Source organism: Prevotella melaninogenica (assembly GCF_013267595.1).
Classification (GTDB): Bacteria; Bacteroidota; Bacteroidia; order Bacteroidales; family Bacteroidaceae; genus Prevotella; species Prevotella melaninogenica_D.
In genome coordinates this window covers 339,442-357,586 of the sequence record NZ_CP054010.1, presented here as the reverse complement: position 1 = coordinate 357,586, position 18,145 = coordinate 339,442, and the positions used below count along the sequence as shown (strand labels likewise).

13 protein-coding genes are annotated in these 18,145 nt (G+C 39.6%); 6 read left to right on the top strand and 7 right to left on the bottom strand.

What is annotated here, in order from left to right; genetic code table 11:
• The first annotated feature begins 8 nt into the window (after window positions 1–8).
• Entirely contained in the window at window positions 9–1,652 is a 1,644-nt protein-coding gene (locus tag FIU21_RS01395; protein WP_004359492.1) for a diphosphate--fructose-6-phosphate 1-phosphotransferase, read from the top strand.
• 468 nt (window positions 1,653–2,120) lie between these two features.
• A complete protein-coding gene (locus tag FIU21_RS01390) occupies window positions 2,121–2,951 on the top strand; it encodes a glycoside hydrolase family 25 protein (protein WP_394358099.1) in 831 nt (276 codons plus the stop codon).
• Here FIU21_RS01390 and prmA read toward each other — a convergent pair.
• The gene (gene prmA / locus FIU21_RS01385) at window positions 2,875–3,744 is read right to left on the bottom strand and encodes a 50S ribosomal protein L11 methyltransferase (protein WP_004359490.1); all 870 of its coding nucleotides are present in this window, start codon (window positions 3,742–3,744) and stop codon (window positions 2,875–2,877) included. The two genes, FIU21_RS01390 and prmA, sit on opposite strands and share 77 nt — an antisense overlap.
• Before the next feature lie 168 nt (window positions 3,745–3,912).
• Between prmA and FIU21_RS01380 the strand changes: the two genes are divergently transcribed.
• Window positions 3,913–4,959: a hypothetical protein gene (locus FIU21_RS01380; protein ID WP_004359489.1), complete on the top strand. Its 1,047-nt coding sequence runs from the start codon at window positions 3,913–3,915 to the stop codon at window positions 4,957–4,959.
• A gap of 42 nt (window positions 4,960–5,001) precedes the next feature.
• Window positions 5,002–6,609: an OmpP1/FadL family transporter gene (locus FIU21_RS01375; RefSeq protein WP_004359488.1), complete on the top strand. Its 1,608-nt coding sequence runs from the start codon at window positions 5,002–5,004 to the stop codon at window positions 6,607–6,609.
• A 419-nt stretch (window positions 6,610–7,028) separates the two neighbouring features.
• Here the strand turns inward: FIU21_RS01375 and FIU21_RS01370 are convergent, their stop codons facing one another.
• The 6 genes from FIU21_RS01370 to hcp all read right to left on the bottom strand — a co-directional run bounded on the left by FIU21_RS01370 (window position 7,029) and on the right by hcp (window position 15,182).
• The gene (locus FIU21_RS01370; protein ID WP_004359487.1) at window positions 7,029–7,226 is read right to left on the bottom strand and encodes a hypothetical protein; all 198 of its coding nucleotides are present in this window, start codon (window positions 7,224–7,226) and stop codon (window positions 7,029–7,031) included.
• A gap of 43 nt (window positions 7,227–7,269) precedes the next feature.
• Window positions 7,270–8,034, bottom strand: coding sequence for a YaaA family protein (locus FIU21_RS01365; protein WP_004359486.1), 765 nt, complete (start codon window positions 8,032–8,034; stop codon window positions 7,270–7,272).
• A 147-nt stretch (window positions 8,035–8,181) separates the two neighbouring features.
• On the bottom strand, window positions 8,182–10,296 hold the full coding sequence (locus FIU21_RS01360) for a prolyl oligopeptidase family serine peptidase (protein ID WP_004359485.1): 2,115 nt from the start codon (window positions 10,294–10,296) through the stop codon (window positions 8,182–8,184).
• A 107-nt stretch (window positions 10,297–10,403) separates the two neighbouring features.
• On the bottom strand, window positions 10,404–11,606 hold the full coding sequence (locus tag FIU21_RS01355) for a GDP-L-fucose synthase family protein (protein WP_036885922.1): 1,203 nt from the start codon (window positions 11,604–11,606) through the stop codon (window positions 10,404–10,406).
• Window positions 11,607–11,734: 128 nt separating this feature from the next.
• Complete coding sequence (gmd, locus tag FIU21_RS01350) at window positions 11,735–12,826, bottom strand: GDP-mannose 4,6-dehydratase (protein ID WP_004359483.1); 1,092 nt, start codon at window positions 12,824–12,826, stop codon at window positions 11,735–11,737.
• Window positions 12,827–13,529: 703 nt separating this feature from the next.
• Window positions 13,530–15,182 carry a hydroxylamine reductase gene (gene hcp, locus FIU21_RS01345; RefSeq protein WP_004359482.1) on the bottom strand — a complete coding sequence of 551 codons (1,653 nt, stop codon included), beginning with the start codon at window positions 15,180–15,182 and terminating at the stop codon, window positions 13,530–13,532.
• 378 nt (window positions 15,183–15,560) lie between these two features.
• Here hcp and FIU21_RS01340 point away from each other — a divergent pair, with 378 nt between their 5' ends.
• On the top strand, window positions 15,561–16,019 hold the full coding sequence (locus FIU21_RS01340) for a helix-turn-helix domain-containing protein (protein WP_004359481.1): 459 nt from the start codon (window positions 15,561–15,563) through the stop codon (window positions 16,017–16,019).
• An 11-nt stretch (window positions 16,020–16,030) separates the two neighbouring features.
• Window positions 16,031–18,022 (top strand): dipeptidyl-peptidase 3 family protein, encoded by a 1,992-nt coding sequence (locus FIU21_RS01335; RefSeq protein WP_004359480.1) that lies wholly within the window; start codon window positions 16,031–16,033, stop codon window positions 18,020–18,022.
• Window positions 18,023–18,145: the final 123 nt, after the last annotated feature.

Sequence of the window (18,145 nt, the reverse complement as noted above, 5' to 3'; positions counted from 1 at the left end):
TTAAACACATGGAAATTAGCGCATTGCAGAAGGAAAGAGCAGGCTATCAGCCAAAGTTGCCTAAGGCTCTTCAGGGTGCAGTAAAGGTGCAGGAAGGTGCTCCTACACAGAGTGTTGACAATCAAGAGGATATCAAGAAGTTATTCCCTAACACGTACGGAATGCCTCTCGTAGAGTTTGTTCCAGCTGATTCGGTTAACAATGCTAAGATTAACGTTGGTATCATCCTTTCAGGTGGTCAGGCTCCTGGTGGTCACAACGTTATCTCTGGTCTCTTCGATGAGGTTAAGAAGTTGAACCCAGAGAACCGTCTTTATGGTTTCCTTATGGGGCCTGGTGGTCTTGTTGATCACAACTATATTGAGATTACTGCTGAGAATCTTCAGGCTTACCGCAACACTGGTGGCTTCGATATGATTGGTTCAGGTAGAACAAAGCTTGAGAAGGAAGAACAGTTTGAGAAGGGTCTTGAGGTTCTTCGTAAGTTGGATATCAAGGCTGTTGTAATCATTGGTGGTGACGACTCTAACACTAATGCTTGTGTGTTGGCTGAATACTATGCAGCTAAGCAGTATGGTGTACAGGTTATTGGTTGCCCTAAGACTATCGATGGCGACTTGAAGAACGATCAGATTGAGACTTCTTTCGGTTTCGATACAGCTACTAAGACTTACTCTGAGCTTATCGGTAACATCGAGCGTGACTGTAACTCTGCTCGTAAGTACTGGCACTTCATCAAGTTGATGGGTCGTTCTGCATCTCACATCGCTCTTGAGTGTGCTTTGCAGACTCAGCCAAACATCTGCTTGGTATCTGAGGAAATTGAATCTAAGGATCAGACTTTGAATGATATCGTTGAGTATATCGCAGGTGTTGTTGCTTACCGTGCAGAGCAGGGTAACAACTTCGGTGTTGTTTTGATTCCAGAAGGTCTTATCGAGTTTATTCCTGCTATCGGTCGTTTGATTCAGGAGTTGAATGATTTGCTCGCTGCTCATGGTGCTGATTATTTGAACCTTGACAAGGATGCACAGCGTAAGTATATCCTTGAACACCTCTCTGCAGAGAATAAGGCTACATTTGAGACACTTCCAGAGGGTGTTGCTCGTCAGCTTTCTCTCGACCGTGACCCACACGGAAACGTACAGGTATCTCTCATCGAGACAGAGAAACTCATCTCTGAGATGGTTGCAGCTAAGCTTGATCAGTGGAAGAAGGAAGGTAAGTATGCTGGAAAGTTCTCTCCTTTGCACCACTTCTTTGGTTACGAGGGTCGTTGTGCAGCTCCTTCTAACTTTGATGCAGACTACTGCTATGCACTTGGTTCATCAGCAGCTCAGTTGATAGCTAACGGTAAGACAGGTTATATGGCTATCGTTAAGAACACTACTGCTCCTGCTGATCAGTGGAAGGCAGGAGGTGTGCCAATCACTATGATGATGAACATGGAGAGACGTAATGGTGAGATGAAGCCTGTTATTCGTAAGGCACTTGTTGAACTTGATGGTGCTCCATTCAAGACTTTTGCTGCTCAGCGTGAGAAGTGGGCTAAGGAAACATGCTATGTTTATCCAGGTCCTATCCAGTACTGGGGCCCTTCTTCAGTATGTGATCAGACTACTAAGACTCTCGGATTAGAGCAGGCTAAGTAATAGTATATTCATAAAGAAGAAATGGGGGATAAATCTATCCTCTGTTTCTTCTTTTGTTTTATACAATTTCTTATTTTCTTCTGACCTTTATGCTTTGAGTAGTTGGTAAATATTTTAAATTATCCCTTTGATATTCAATCTATTATTATAGTATCCATACGAGAATAAAAGCACATGAATACAGCTGTAAGTAGTGCTTAATCGCTTTCATTTTTGTTGTCTATTGATCTAATGAAACAACATGTTTGAACTCATATTTAAGTAGTGTGCTAATTTATTTTCATGAAAATAATTATTTATTTTCACGTAAATAAATCTTTTTCTTCATGAAAAGAAATTCTTTTCTTCATGAAAAAAACTTGAAAGTTCAATATATATATAGATGTAAAGTAGAATATAAAATTATCCAAAAGTAAGAAAATGTTTATCTCCAAAGTGCTTCATTCAATACTAAAAACTTGGATTCAGATGCCAAGTTGGATGAGATGGGCAGGGGGATTGTGTCTTGCTGCTGGATATAGTTTCTTGTTCTATTATTTCTTTGTATCACCTACAGGCTTTAGATGGCGCGCTATTTATGGTGACCCTGATTATCCAGAGGGCTATACGATTTATGGTATTGATGTAAGTCGTTATCAGGGTACGATTAATTGGAACCGACTTAGAAATGCGATGATAGACCGTTCGCCCATATGTTTTGTTATTATAAAGTCTACAGAGGGTGATAGTCATGTTGATGTGAAGTTCCGTGAGAACTTTTATAATGCAAAGGAGTCAGGCTTTATACGTGGTGTTTATCATTTCTGGAGCAATAACTCGTCGGCACGTCGTCAGGCTTATTTCTTCCTTGCTATGGTTCATTTGCAGCCGGGAGATTTACCACCTGTACTTGATGTGGAACATAAACCAAAGAATATCAGTACAGAAGAGTTCCAGCAGAATATTCTGACATGGCTACATATAGTAGAAGATAGGTATCATGTGAAGCCTATCATCTATACCTATTATAAGTTTAAAGATCAATACCTTTCTGATTCTCGCTTTGATGATTATCCTTATTGGATAGCTCACTATTATGTTAATCAGATGGAGTACCAAGGTGCTTGGAAATTCTGGCAGCATACCGATGCCGGAAGGCTGCCAGGTATTAAGGGGTATGTAGACTTAGACATCTACAATGGTAGCTTCTATGACTTACAGCAACTACTTATTCAAGATGATGTTACTGACGCTCAAGTAGTAGGCAACACCAGTCGTGATTCAACAAACGTTGACTCTCTTTCAGACCGAGTTCATTAGCTTTTTGAAGGATAGCCTCTGCGTCTTGCTCATAAAATCCACTCAGAATAATCTTTGATTCTGTTGTCATAACGCTGACAAACTCGTCTATATCTTCAAGGATAATGTTACGGTTGATATTTGCTAAGATAACATCAAAGACACCACTCACGTGTGACAAGACTCGTCTGTCGCCTTCAAGCACATCTAATTCTACACCATTTAGTTCGGCATTATGCTCAGCATTGCGTACACTCCACTCATCAATGTCATAGCTTACAACTTCTTTTGCACCGCACTTTGCTGCAACAATGCCTAAAATACCTGTACCACAACCACAATCAAGAACTCTCTTTTCTTTGAGGTCTTGGTTTAGTAGTAATGAAACAATCATCTGTGTTGTCTCATGTGTACCTGTTCCAAATGCTTGTTTTGCATCAATGACAATCTTCATTGGGATTGTCTCAAGCTGAGGGTAGATTGCAACAGCTTCTTCTTCCATGTTTTTGCAAACGATAGCACAGCGATTATCAATTATTATTGGGTCGAAACCAGCTTTCTCCCATTCCTCATTCCAGTTCTTATCTTCAGCTTGAGCAGCTTCGAAAGAAACTTTTACGTCTTGAATTGGCAAGTTCTGCATGGTCTCAGTGAGTGTTTCTTCATTGAAAAGATCTTCTTGGCAGTAGCCAACGAGTCCGTCTGGTTCGTCTGTGAAGGAATCAAATCCAACTTCAGCTGCAAGAGCTGCAATGATGTCTCTTACATCCTGAGAATCAGGTTTTGCCGTAAACTTTACTTGTATATATTTCATCTTGGTGTTAAATTTCTACTGCAAAATTATAAAAAATAGGGAAAAACCTACCATGGATTAGGGAAAATCCGTATATTTGCAAAGAAAGTTATCTTATTTTTGCACTATAAAGATTGTGTACAAACATTATCTTGGTGTTAAAACAAGTGTAAATTAAAAAAAAGGTATATGAAACGTTCAGTATTACTTTCGGTTTTATTTGGAGCTATGCCATTGCTATCAATGGCGCAAGATGACCTTTATTTTACCCCGTCAAAGGCGGATCAGTCTGCTTATCAACAGAGTAAAGTGGAGGAGGACCGCCCTGTTTATTATAGCGGTATTGGTAAGTCTAATGACGAATACAATCGTCGTGGCAAGTATAATTATAAGAAAATAGGAGTTGACTCTCTTGGAAACGATATCTTTATGTCGCGTATCTCTACGTTGCATGGCGACTCTGTAGTGTTAGATACTATCTATGGAGGTTTCACTCGTCAGTACGAAAGCGATAACGATGACTTTGCTTATAGCCGAAGAATGAGTCGTTTTGATGGATTTTGGGGTGGCTATTATGACCCATGGTTTGCTGGTCGCTCTTCGTTCTATGTAGGATGGGGATGGCGTTCACCTTATTATGGTGGCTGGTATGACAGATGGGATGATCCATGGTCATATGGTTATTATGGTGGCTATCCTTATTATAGCTATTATGGTGGTTATCCATATTATGGCTACTACGGCGGTTATCCATACTATTATGGTTATGCTGACTATGGTTGGTACAACCCATGGAGCAGATATTATGGCTATTATGGTGGCTATCCTTACTATGGTTATAGAAGAGGTGGCTACTATGCTTACAATGGTCATACGGGTACAGCTAATCACTGGGGTAACTCTCCAAGAGACTTTGGTTCTCAAGCAAGAAGTGGTTCCTATGACAACGGACGATCTTCTTTCTCAAATCGTCGTGGCAATGTAAACCAGTATGGTAACAATGCATCTCAGAGTAATGATATGAGAAGTTACTATGACCGTTTCGCTGGCGCACGTCAGAATGGTTTTGAGAATCAGACACGCTCTTATTCTCAGCCAGAGCGCTCTACATTCTCACAGCCTTCACCAAGCTCATTTGGTGGTGCAAGAGGTGGTGGTAACTTCGGTGGCTCATATTCTGGCGGTGGAGGCAGCAGTTCTGGTGGCTCACGCAGTGCCTTCGGTAGTCATAGATAGTATTTGGGATAATGAATGTTTAATTAATAAAGAATATCAGAAATGAAGAGTAAATATATTTTCTTTGCTGTTTCGTTGTTTGCTGCTTTGTCTGCAAATGCACAGGAGACATACGAGAATGCTAAGTTAGCAGGAGAGGACTTGAATGGTACTGCACGCTATGTTGGTATGGGTGGAGCCATGGAAGCCTTGGGTGCTGATATTTCTACTATCGGTTCTAACCCAGCTGGTATCGGTTTGTTCCGTCACAGCAATGTTAGTCTCAGTGCTGGTCTTCTTATGCAATCAGATGGTAAGGAGTTCTCTAATGGTAAGAAGACTAATCTGAGTTTCGACCAGATTGGTGGTGTCTATACTACTCGTACTGGTCAGAAGTCATTCCTTAACTTTGGTTTCAACTATCATAAGAGCAAGAACTTTGATTATATCCTTAATGCTGCAGGCTCTTTGAATGGAAGTTCACAGAATAAGCAGTCATATATTAAAGGCATACTCGGTGATGAGAATAAGGGAGGATTCTATGTTGGTAAGAATAAAGAAGGTCAGAATATCGGCTATGTAAATGCTACATCAACAAATGTTGCATATACTTGGAGTCAGATTGATAAACTTTATTGGAATTCATTGTTCTCTGGTACTGGACCTTATAGCTATCAGCAAGCTACTGGTTATACTTTAGACCGTGCGCATACTGGCTATATTGGTAACTACGACTTTGCTGTGAGTGGAAACCTCAATGACAGGGTTTATCTCGGTTTGACATTCGGTATGAAGGATGTTAATTATAGGGGATACAGTGAGTATCGTGAGAACTTTAACAATGCTGGTGGTGTACTTGTTCGTGATGAGAGAAAGGTAACGGGTTCAGGTTTTGATATCACTGCTGGTGTAATTGTTCGTCCAGTAGCTGAGTCTCCATTTAGAATTGGTGCATACGTGAAGTCTCCAACATGGTATGACTTGACGACTTCAAATGTTACTCGTCTTGTTTATGCGTCAGGCACATCAAATCCGGAAAAAGATGTTAACTCATATGATTTCAAGATGTGGACACCTTGGAAGTTTGGCTTCTCTCTTGGTCACACTGTTGGCAACTACCTTGCCTTGGGTGCTACATATGAATATGAAAACTATGCTAATATTAATAGCAGAGTTAACAATGGTGGCTATTATGATTATTACTATGGTCAGTACTACGAGTCATCAATCCCTGACAAGAATATGAATGCACACACTAAGGAGGTTCTGAAGGGTGTAAGCACTTTGAAGTTGGGTGTTGAGTATAAGCCTGTAAGTAATGTTGCTTTGCGTGCGGGTTACAATTATGTAAGTGCAATGTATGTAAATGATGCACAGAAGGATCCAGGTCTTGCTTCTTTAGGTACATCGTATGCTTCAACAACAGACTACACAAACTGGGGAGAAATTAATCGCTTCACATTAGGTGTTGGTTATCAGGTCAAGAAGTTCAATATTGATTTGGCTTATCAGTACAGTGCACAGAATGGTTCTTTTGCTCCATTCTCTAATGTAAGAGATGTTACTTACACTTCAAGTACTGCAACTATAACGGAGTCTAACATTGCTTCAAACACTGATGTTAAGAATAACAGAAGTCAGTTACTCCTTACATTGGGTTATCGTTTCTAAGTAGAAATTTAGTAAATAATAAAAAGGTAAAAGGGTTTATTCTCTTTTACCTTTTTTGTTGTTTTGTCAAAATAAATCCTCATTAGCATTTTTAATAACCATGAATAGCATTCTAATTAAGCCTTAATAGACTTGTTAAAGATGCTCTTTAAGAGCCTAACTAACGCCCTTTTGAAAGCTAATTAAGCACCTTTTCTCGTACTACTTTATAATGTCTTGATAACTAACGAGTTATTAGAGTCTTGAAAAATGCTTCTATTTCTTGTTTTTAAACAGAAATATCCGTAAGTTGTGTAAATATATTTCATTACTGAAGATGTTTGGGTTTAAGATGGAATATGCTTATAATAAGCCGTGAGAAACCTCTAATAAACTACGTATGTCGCCTATGGTTTCCTCTATTACTTATAAATGAGCACTTAGAGTGTTCCTACTTCTGATAGGATTTCAGCTACATCTTCAGGTGTGTTGAATAGGATTCCTTCTTCCAGTTCTTCATCTGATAACTGGTCAAGAAGTTCCTTGGCAGACGATTCATCAAAACGAGCCGTCCCCTTGGCGTTGGTTTTTGCAAGCAAAATACTGAGTATTTGCTGCCGGTATTCTTCGATTGACATTTTTGTACTATTTGGTTTGGTTGTTTGACGACGAAATGTTTGCTTATGTCCTTAATATAAAGTGTGGATGTTCCTCATCTCCATAATCGGGTTGATAGGTGAAACCATCAAGTTCAAAGTCAAGCAAATCATCGTATGATGTCAGCTGGTTGCGTATTATATAACTTGTCATCGCACCGCGGCAGCTCTTGGCATAGACATTGATAGCTTTCAGCCGGCTGCCCTGATCCACCATAAAGAAGGGATGTATGACACGTGCTTCTTTCTTCAGCCGCTTCCAATCAAAGAGATGTTTGAACTCTTCTGCGGCAAGATATACAAGAATTCCGTCATCAGCTTTCAAGGTTTTAATGAGCATATCGGTAAGAAGTGGTCTCCAGTAATCAAATATATTCTTTCCTTCTGCTGACGGAAGTTTTGTCTTACCTTCCAGACGGTAGGGATGTATGAGGTCTAACGGTCGTAATAGTCCGTAAAGGAAACTTGTTATCCAGAGGTGTTTGTCTGCATAAAGAAAGTCATTCAGGCTGTATTCCTCTGCTTTCAAATACTTATAAGCCTGACCGTAATAGGCAAGAAGTGCCGCGAGATAAGCATCCTCGTTGAAGAAGTCTTGATAGCGAAGCTTGTTCTCCAATGCTATTTTATCATTACACTTTAGTTCTTTCGCAAGATTTTCAACGGAGAGTTCTCCCAGCTCTAATGCCATCTGTCTCGCTTCCTTATGGAAACGAGGCAGGTGTGTATCTGGGGTTTGTACCTTTGTGGTACTTTTCATTATTTTTGCGGATGCTAATAGAATCTGCATTTGATTGGAAACTTAAGAGGTTAAGTATTTTAATTGAATTAAGACAATACTGTTATTCATGAAATATGTTTTGGAGTTTGAGGAGTTATGCTATTGCAAGAAGTTACTTTTCAAGCAAAGATATATGAACATAACTCCTCCGAACTCTTAATATTTCAATCCCATATTATAAAGGATAAAGCCGTAGATGTCAGCCTGCTCTTCCAACTGCTTAGACAAAGGCTTACCACTTCCGTGCCCTGCCTTGGTATCAATACGAATGAGTGTTGGTGTGTTGGCAGCATTGTCAGCCTGCAGGGTAGCTGCAAACTTAAATGAGTGCGCAGGTACAACACGGTCGTCATGGTCGGCTGTTGTTACCAAAGTTGCTGGATACTTTGTGCCAGGACGGAGATTGTGGAGTGGAGAATAAGCGTGAAGATACTCAAACATCTCCTTTGAATCTTCGCTTGTTCCATAGTCTGGAGCCCAGTTCCAACCAATAGTAAACTTATGATAGCGCAACATATCCATTACTCCTACTTGTGGAATACATACTTTAAAGAGGTCAGGACGCTGTGTCATGCAAGCTCCTATAAGCAAACCACCATTTGAACCGCCAACAATAGCGAGGTAGTCTTTACTTGTATACTTGTTTTCGATAAGCCACTCACCAGCTGCAATGAAGTCATCAAAAACATTCTGTTTCTGCATCTTCGTACCAGCTACGTGCCAGTCCTCACCATACTCACTGCCACCTCGTAGGGATGCTTGAGCATAGATTCCACCATTTTCGATGAAAGGAATACGTACAGAAGAGAAGTAAGGGGTTAAAGCTATGTTGAAACCACCGTAAGCATAGAGGAATACTGGGTTCTTGCCATTGCGCTTCAAACCTTTCTTATAGGTGATAAAGAGAGGTATCTTTGTTCCGTCCTTACTTGGATAGAACACCTGTTCGCAGACATAATCAGATTCCTTGAACTTAACCTTTGGTGCAGCATACACCTTACTGTTAGTTGTTGCGAGGTCGTACTGATAGATGGTGGTTGGTACGGTGAAAGATGAGAAGGAGTAGAATACTTCCTTCCGGTCCTTTTCTCCATAGAAACTTGCGCTGCCCAATGTAGGAAGTTTTATCTCAGAGAGTTGCTTTCCATCCATAGAATAAACGTAAGCATGGCTGGAAGCATCTTTCATATAGTTCAGAATCATCTTACCATCAGCAAAGGTAACACCTTCAAGCATGTCCTTAGACTCTGGTACAAGTGTTTTCCACTCATGGAAACCAGGGTGCTTAAGGTCGGTAACCATAAGTCGGTTCTTTGGTGCGCCATCGTTTGTAAGGAAGTACATCTTGTCACCAATAGTTTCAACTAAACTATATTGCAAATCAAGATTTGATGTCATCTGAATGAATTGGCTATTAGGCTGACGGAGATCACGTACGTAGACAATGTTGCCTGAGCCTGCACCGCTCTCATATAGAAACATCATGGTTTCTTCTTCATTGACACTTACAGCATAGAAGCGCATAGGATTCGCTGGATTCTGATAGAAGAGAACATCCTCAGACTGTGGAGTACCAATCTTGTGATAGTAGATTTTCTGGATAGAATTCACATTACTAAACTCATGTCCCTTTTGTGGAGCATCGTAAGCACTGTAATAGAATCCGTCACCTTGCCATGATGCGCCAGAAAACTTTGCCCAAGTAATATGGTCATCAAGAAGTTTTCCGGTCTTGACATCCATAACATAGAACTCTTGCCAGTCGCTTCCGCTGCGAGAGATAGAGTAGGTTGCATACTTACCGTTGTGTGAGAAGTAGATACCCTTCAGTGCAACGGTTCCGTCTAATGACAATTGGTTAGGGTTAAGGAATACACGTGCATTCTTCTCGTCCCCAAGACGGTCCATGATGTAGAGTACACTTTGGTTCTGAAGACCATCATTTTTGTAGAAAAGCCACTTACCTATAGATTTGATATAGGAAGGAGCCGATACCTTCTCATAGTTCGCCAACTCCTTCATACGATTGAAAAGTTTCGCTCGGAATGGAATACGAGAAAGATACTCTTGTGTAACCTTGTTCTCAGCAGCTACCCATTCAGCGGTAGCTTTGGAACTGTCATTCTCTAATGGACGATAAGGATCGGCAACTTGAACACCAAAATAGGTGTCTACAGTTCCGTCCTTAGGAGCTTGTGGATACGTTAGCTTCTGTGCCATCATGCTTGTTGCAGACAATAATGCTGCGGTTAGTAATACTTGTTTCTTCATATAGTAAAGATTTGAATGAATGTTCGCTGTTTGCGATTGGGGGGACTTATTAGTCAAATTAGGCTTATTGGGCTGATATGCTCAATATGCCTAATCAATGATAAAAATTACTTTAAGCTTTCTTGATACCACTCGTAGAGTTTCTCAACACCATCTTCAATTTCTACTTTGTGCGTCCAACCAAGGCTGTGCAACTTCTCAACATCAATGAGTTTACGTGGTGTACCATTTGGTTTCTCGGCATCCCAGATGATGTCTCCTTCAAAGTGAATGGTCTTCTTGACAAGTTCAGCAAGTTCTTTGATAGTAAGTTCCTTACCAGTCCCAACATTGATATGACAGTTACGAATCTCTCCTAAAGATGGGATAGCACCACCACGGCCCTCAGAGTTGTTGCGGTCAACAGCTCCATCAATCTTTGCACCGTAGAATACACTTGAATATTTCTCAATGCCAATGATATCTTTGAAGTCTACATTTAATAAGACGTGAACGCTGGCATCAGCCATATCCTCACTCCAAAGGAATTCGCGTAATGGACTTCCGTCACCCCATAGGGTCACCTTATTATTCTCAATACCATAGAAAGCGAGTGCTTTCAGGATGCGCTCCTCTGTATTCTTGCCATCAACATTACCTTCACCAATCTCTGCACTCAGTTTATCAGTTGGATTGATAGGACGCTTATCCATATCATTACGTATAGCAGCCCAGTTGTTTTCGTGAATAAGTTTCGCAAGATAAATCTTGCGCATCATAGCTGGCATCACATGAGAGTTCTCCAAATGGAAGTTATCATTAGGGCCATAGAGGTTTGTTGGCATGACAGCTATGTAATTAGTACCATACTGAAGATTATAGCTTTCACACATCTTAAGACCTGCTATCTTTGCAATAGCATACTCCTCGTTGCTATACTCCAGTGGAGAAGTCAGCAAACAATCCTCGCGCATTGGCTGTGGTGCATTCTTTGGATAGATACACGTACTTCCAAGGAAGAGAAGTTTCTCTACCTTATGAAGGTAGCTCTGCTCAATAACATTGCATTGCATCTTCATATTCTGCATGATGAAGTCTGCACGATAGAGATAGTTTGCCATAATACCTCCAACGAAAGCAGCAGCAAGGACAACGGCATCAGGTTTCTCTTCATCAAAGAAACGCTTCACAGCCTGCTGGTCTGTCAGATCTAATTCTTTATGGCTTCGTCCAACGAGATTTGTATATCCTCGTTGAAGAAAGTTATTCCATATTGCTGAGCCAACTAATCCATTGTGTCCAGCAATGTATATTTTACTATTTTTGTTCATTGCGTGTTTGTTGAATAGACGATAAAAAGTAATAATAGCTGATAGCAAGCGATTATTTGGAATCGCCAACTATCAGCATAAGCGGTAATTATCCCTCTCATAAGAGGGGAGGGAAGGATGAAGCGTTCTTACTTAACGATACCCTTCTCCAAATACTCTTCAAGGTTTGTTCTAACCTTCTCAGCAGCACCCTCAGAAGCAACCTTAGCCATGTCGCTGTCTACCATAATGTTGACAAGCTCTTCAAAACTTGTACTGTTAGGATTCCAACCGAGTTTCGCCTTTGCCTTTGTTGGGTCTCCCCAGAGATTGATAACGTCAGTAGGACGATAGAAATCAGGACTAACCTCAATAAGTACCTTTCCTGTAGCCTTATCAATACCCTTCTCGTCCATGTCCTCACCTTGGAATTCGAGTTCAATACCAACACGCTTAAATGCATAATAGCAGAAATCACGTACGCTATGCTGTACACCAGTAGCAATAACGAAGTCCTCTGGCTTCTCCTGCTGGAGTATCAACCACATGCACTCAACGTAATCCTTAGCATAGCCCCAGTCACGAAGAGAACCAAGATTACCCAAATAGAGTTTTTCCTGCTTGCCCTGCTTGATACGTGCAGCAGCAAGTGTAATCTTACGTGTAACGAAAGTCTCACCACGACGCTCACTCTCGTGGTTGAAGAGGATACCAGAGCAACAATACATGTTGTAAGCCTCACGATACTCCTTTGTAATCCAGAAGCCATACTGCTTAGCTACAGCGTATGGGCTGTAAGGATGGAATGGGGTGTTTTCATTTTGTGGAACTTCCTCAACCTTACCATACAACTCAGAAGTAGAAGCCTGATAGATACGACAAGTTTCTGTCATACCCAACTGGCGAACTGATTCTAAGATACGTAATACACCAACAGCATCAACGTCAGCAGTAAATTCAGGAGAATCGAAACTTACCTGTACGTGACTCTGTGCTGCAAGGTTATAAATCTCATCAGGACGCACTTTACTGATTACACCAAGGATACTCATAGAGTCACCAAGGTCTGCATAATGCAAGTGGAAGTGTGGACGACCTTCCAAATGAGCAATACGCTCGCGGAAATCTACTGATGAACGACGAATAGTACCATGTACATCATAACCTTTTTCGAGTAATAACTCTGCCAAATAGGAACCATCCTGGCCTGTAATACCCGTAATAAGTGCTTTTTTCTGCATTGTATTTCTTTTGAGTTTATAATTTTCTTAATGATAGCACAAAGATACAAATTAATATTAATAATTTATCCATTTAAGGATAATAAACTTCATATTTATATTTAATTTATTTTCAAGTAGATATTCAATCCTAATCTTTGTTAGGTCATTATTGAAATGATTATTTGCAAATTATAATGTTTTTGTGCTGAATTTTATTTACATTTTCGTTGGTATTTTACGTTGATACAAGTCATAAAAGGAACATTTTACTTAGTGTTGTAACTCTTTTATTTTGAGAGCCTTACATGATTGCATTTGAAAAGCTGCTTAGTTGGCTTCTAAAAGGGCGTTAATAAGACTTCAAAAGAGCACCTTTTGCAAGCCAAAAGGGCGTCTTTTCAATGCCAAAAGAGCATCTATAAATAAGTTGTGGTTTAAAAAATGTTTACAAAAAACTTTTGGTTAGAATCAAATCTGCTATTTCATTCTAATGTGTTTGTTAAATCACTATATTTTTATGCTTACCAACCTTGATACACCTTATAACAATACGCATTCAAACTCCAACTCAAATGTAGTCATTAGACCGCAATACTCATACTCTTACTGTATTATTATTCCATAATATAATCTGTTTAGGCTCTAATGATTGATTTTGGTTAAATAAAAAAGTCCACTCTAAAAAGAATGGACTTTTGGTTTTAATAAGTGGTTATTTGGTTTATCCTACCATGTTCTTGAGGTCTTCTTCAACAGATGTGATACCACCAAGACCGAAGTTCTCAACCAATACTTTCAGAACGTTTGGAGAAACGAAGGCTGGCAATGTAGGACCAATATGAATATTCTTAATGCCAAGGTAGAGTAGGGCAAGCAAAACGATAACGGCTTTTTGCTCATACCATGCAATATTGAACTCGATTGGAAGATCATTGATGTCGTTTGCACCAAAAATCTCTTTCAGCTTCAAGGCAACAACTGCCCATGAATAAGAGTCATTACACTGTCCTGCATCCAATACACGTGGGATACCATTGATATCGCCAAGGTTCAACTTGTTATATTTGAACTTAGCACAACCACTGGTTAAGATTACTGTATCCTTTGGCAACTGAGCAGCAAACTCTGTATAGTAGTCACGGCTCTTCATACGGCCATCACATCCACTCATTACGACAAACTTGCGGATAGCACCACTCTTAACAGCCTCAACAACCTGATCAGCCAAAGCAAATACCTGTGCATGAGCAAATCCACCGATGATCTCACCCTGTTCGATAGCTGTTGGAGCCTTACAAGTCTTAGCAATTTCGATTACCTCAGAGAAGTCCTTGTGACCGTTCTCATCGGCAAGGATATGCTTCCAGCCTGGGAAACCTGTTGCGTTTGTTGTGAATACGCGGTCCTTATAGCTTGCCTTTGGTGAAGGAGGAACAATACAGTTGGTTGTGAAGACGATAGGACCATTGAATGTTTCAAACTCTTCCTTCTGCTTCCACCATGCATTACCATAGTTTCCAACGAGGTGCTTGTACTTCTTCAACTGTGGGTAATAGTGAGCTGGGAGCATCTCTCCGTGGGTGTAAACATCTACGCCTGTTCCCTCTGTTTGCTCCAAAAGCTGTTCGATATCCTTCAAGTCATGACCAGAGATAAGAATACCTGGGCGGCTACCTGTACCAATATTTACCTTTGTAAGTTCCGGATTACCATATGCCTGAGTGTTAGCCTTGTCAAGTAATGCCATTGCATCAACACCGAACTTACCTGTTTCCATAACAGTTGCCAACAATGTGTCCATGTCTGCTGCTGGGTTAGAAATGGTAGCAAGTGCCTTTTCCATGAATGCAATAATCTCTTCATTACGCTCATTGAGACGTGATGCGTGCTCATAGTAAGCTGCTATACCCTTCAAACCGAGTACTGTCAACTCCTTCAATGAACGGAGGTCTTCATTCTCTGTACGGAGAACGCCCTCACGATCCCCCTCAGCTTCATAGTCTGCTTTCTCACCACCCCAGTTTACTTCCTGGTAGTTAGGCAATATTACATTGTTCTCTTTTGCAAGTGCGAGCAACTCACGTTTGATACGTACACCGTTGTCCACCTTATTTAATATAGCCTGATCATCAAAGTTTGCATTGGTGATAGTTGCAAAAAGTGCATCTACAATATAATCACCAACCTCCTGGTTTGTTTTAACACCTGCATTGCGAAGTGAGTCTGAAATCGTAGCTACACCTCTTACAACACCAAGTAACAAATCTTGCCAACGGCTTGTCTCAGCTTTTTTACCGCAAACACCTTGAATGGTACATCCTGTACCCTTTGCTGTTTCCTGACATTGGAAACAGAACATTTTGTTCTCTGCCATGTTTTTTGTTTTATATATTATTTCTATAATGTTATTATGGCTGCAAAATTATAGATAAAAAAAAGCCAATAAGGTAACATATGTGACGGCTAAGGGTTAAAAAATAATAAATCTAACTATGCAATGTTTTTTATCTATAATATCACTTTGATGTAAAGAAGAGCGTAAAAGATAAAAATCGGAAACGCTTTGTATAAAAAGATGTTAAGATGATGTTTGTAAATATTTTCTACATGTATATATTGGAATGTAATAAAATATTTGCGAAATTTAATAACTAATAGATATTAAAAAACTTGCCATAAACTTGACATTCTTAATTAAATATGTTATATTTGCAGTGTAATAACAGAATAGGTAACTAAAAATACACGGATTATGGCTAAGTACAATTTAACAGAAAAAAAAGAGAAGGTAGCCGCCTACCGTAGTTTGGTCAGTCCGCAATTAATGGATGAGTTAAAGGATAAGATTCTTAATATCATTCTTATTCAGCAACGTTACAAAGACAAGAATTATTCTGCCAAGCAACTTGCTGAGGACTTAGGAACTAATACGCGCTACATCTCGGCTGTAGTTAATGTGCGATTCCACATGAACTACACGTCATTTGTTAACAAATTCCGAATAGAGGAAGCAATGGCTCTTTTGGTTGACAAGCGTTATCAAGAACTGAATATGGAAGATATCAGTGATATGGTGGGCTTCTCTAATAGGCAGTCTTTCTATGCTTCTTTCTACAAATTAAATGGTGTCACACCTCGTGACTACAGAATGCGCCATTTGGCACAACCCTCTTCAGAAGAAGTGTGTTTGAAAAAACCACTTAAGAAATGAATTAAAACAAAATGATAGAATCGATAGGAGAAGAAGCTTTTAACTTTCAGGATGAACGGTTTGCCGATATACAAATGTTACGATATCGGCTTCCGGATTTCGAATCACTGACAATTCGGCAAAAACAGTTAATTTATTGCTTGTCAGAAGCAACACTATTTGGACGTGATATAACGTTTGACCAATTTGGCAAATACAACCTCCGTATTAGAAAAACTTTAGAGGCTGTCTATTTGAACTTCAATGGTGATAGGTTAGAACATAATTTTCGTGCTTTAGAAGAATATCTGAAGCACGTTTGGTTTGCCAGTGGTATTTATCATCATTATGCTTGCGACAAATTTTCACCTTTATTTTCGGAAGATTTTTTTCGCAATGAAGTTTTAGCAATTGATTCTAAGTTACTTCCACTTAATGATGGAGAGAGTGTTACTTCTTTACTTAACGAATTGTGTCCAGTAATCTTTGATCCAACGATTCTTCCAAAGCGAGTTGATAAGTCAGATGGTAAAGATATTGTTCGCTCTTCTGCTTGCAATTATTATGACGGCGTTTATCAGCATGAAGTTGAAGAATTCTATACTAAGTTAAAGAAAGATGGTCCAACAAATGAAGCTCCATCCTATGGATTAAATTCTACTCTTGTAAAAGAAGGCGATTCTATCCGTGAGGATGTATGGAAGATTGATGGCAAATATGGTGCAGCAATCGAAAAGATTGTATATTGGCTGAATCGTGCAAAGGACTTTGTTGAAAACGCCCAACAGCTTCATGTTATAAATCTGTTGATTCGCTATTATGAGACAGGTGACCTTCATGATTTTGATATCTACTCTATTGAGTGGTTACGTGAGCAAGAAGGTAGAATAGACTTTATTAATGGTTTTATAGAAGTTTATGGTGACCCAATGGGATTGAAAGGTTCTTGGGAAGGCATAGTCGAATATAAAGACCTTGAAGCAACTCATCGTACGCAGGCTATATCAGCCAACGCACAATGGTTTGAAGACCATTCGCCTGTTGATCCTCAGTTTCGCAAGGCTATTGTGAAAGGTGTCACAGCCAATGTTATATGTGCAGCAATGTTAGGAGGAGACGAATATCCTGCTTCTGCTATTGGAATTAATTTACCAAATGCAGACTGGATTCGTGCAGAACATGGCTCAAAGAGTGTAACGATTTCCAATCTTACTCATGCATACGATATGGCTGCTAAGGGTAACGGATTCCGTGAGGAGTTTGTTATTGATGCTGATACTTGTAAGTTGTTGGATTTATATGCGGATAAAACAGATAATCTTCATACAGATCTTCATGAGTGTTTAGGTCATGGTAGTGGACGATTATTGCCTGGGACAGACCCTGATGCGCTGAAGAATTATGGTAATACAATTGAAGAAGCACGTGCTGACCTCTTTGGATTATATTATATAGCTGATCAGAATTTTTTAGAACTTGGACTTTTAGACAGTAAAGAGGCATACAAGGCACAGTATTACAGCTATATGATGAATGGTCTACTCACACAGCAGGTTCGCATAAAACCTGGAAAGCAGATAGAAGAGTCACATATGCAGAATCGTGCACTTATTGCACAATGGGCAATGGAGTTAGGCAAAGAGAATAATGTTGTAGAACTTATTACTTGTGCGGATAAAATCACAAGTGAATCTAAAACATATGTTCGTATTAACGATTATGATGCTTTACGCAATATTTTTGCTTATCAACTCGCTGAGATACAGCGTATAAAGAGTGAAGGTGACTTTGAAGCTGCACGAATGTTAGTAGAGAAGTATGCTATTAATCTTGACCCAGTACTTCATGCAGAAGTTCTTCGTAGGTATGAGGCTTTGAATATTGCACCTTATAAAGGATTCATCAATCCTATTCTTAAACCAGTTTATAATGAACTTGGTGAGATGATAGATGTTGTTGTTGATTATTCAGAGTCATACACAGAACAGATGCTACGTTACTCTCGATATTATCAAACTCTTTAATGGAATAGAGTGTGTCTATATTCTACTATATGAATGCAATAATATAAAGCTATTCCCGATAAAGGTAAACAAGTTAGAAAATAAAAGCAGGATGCCAAGTGGTATCCTGATTTTATTATTTAA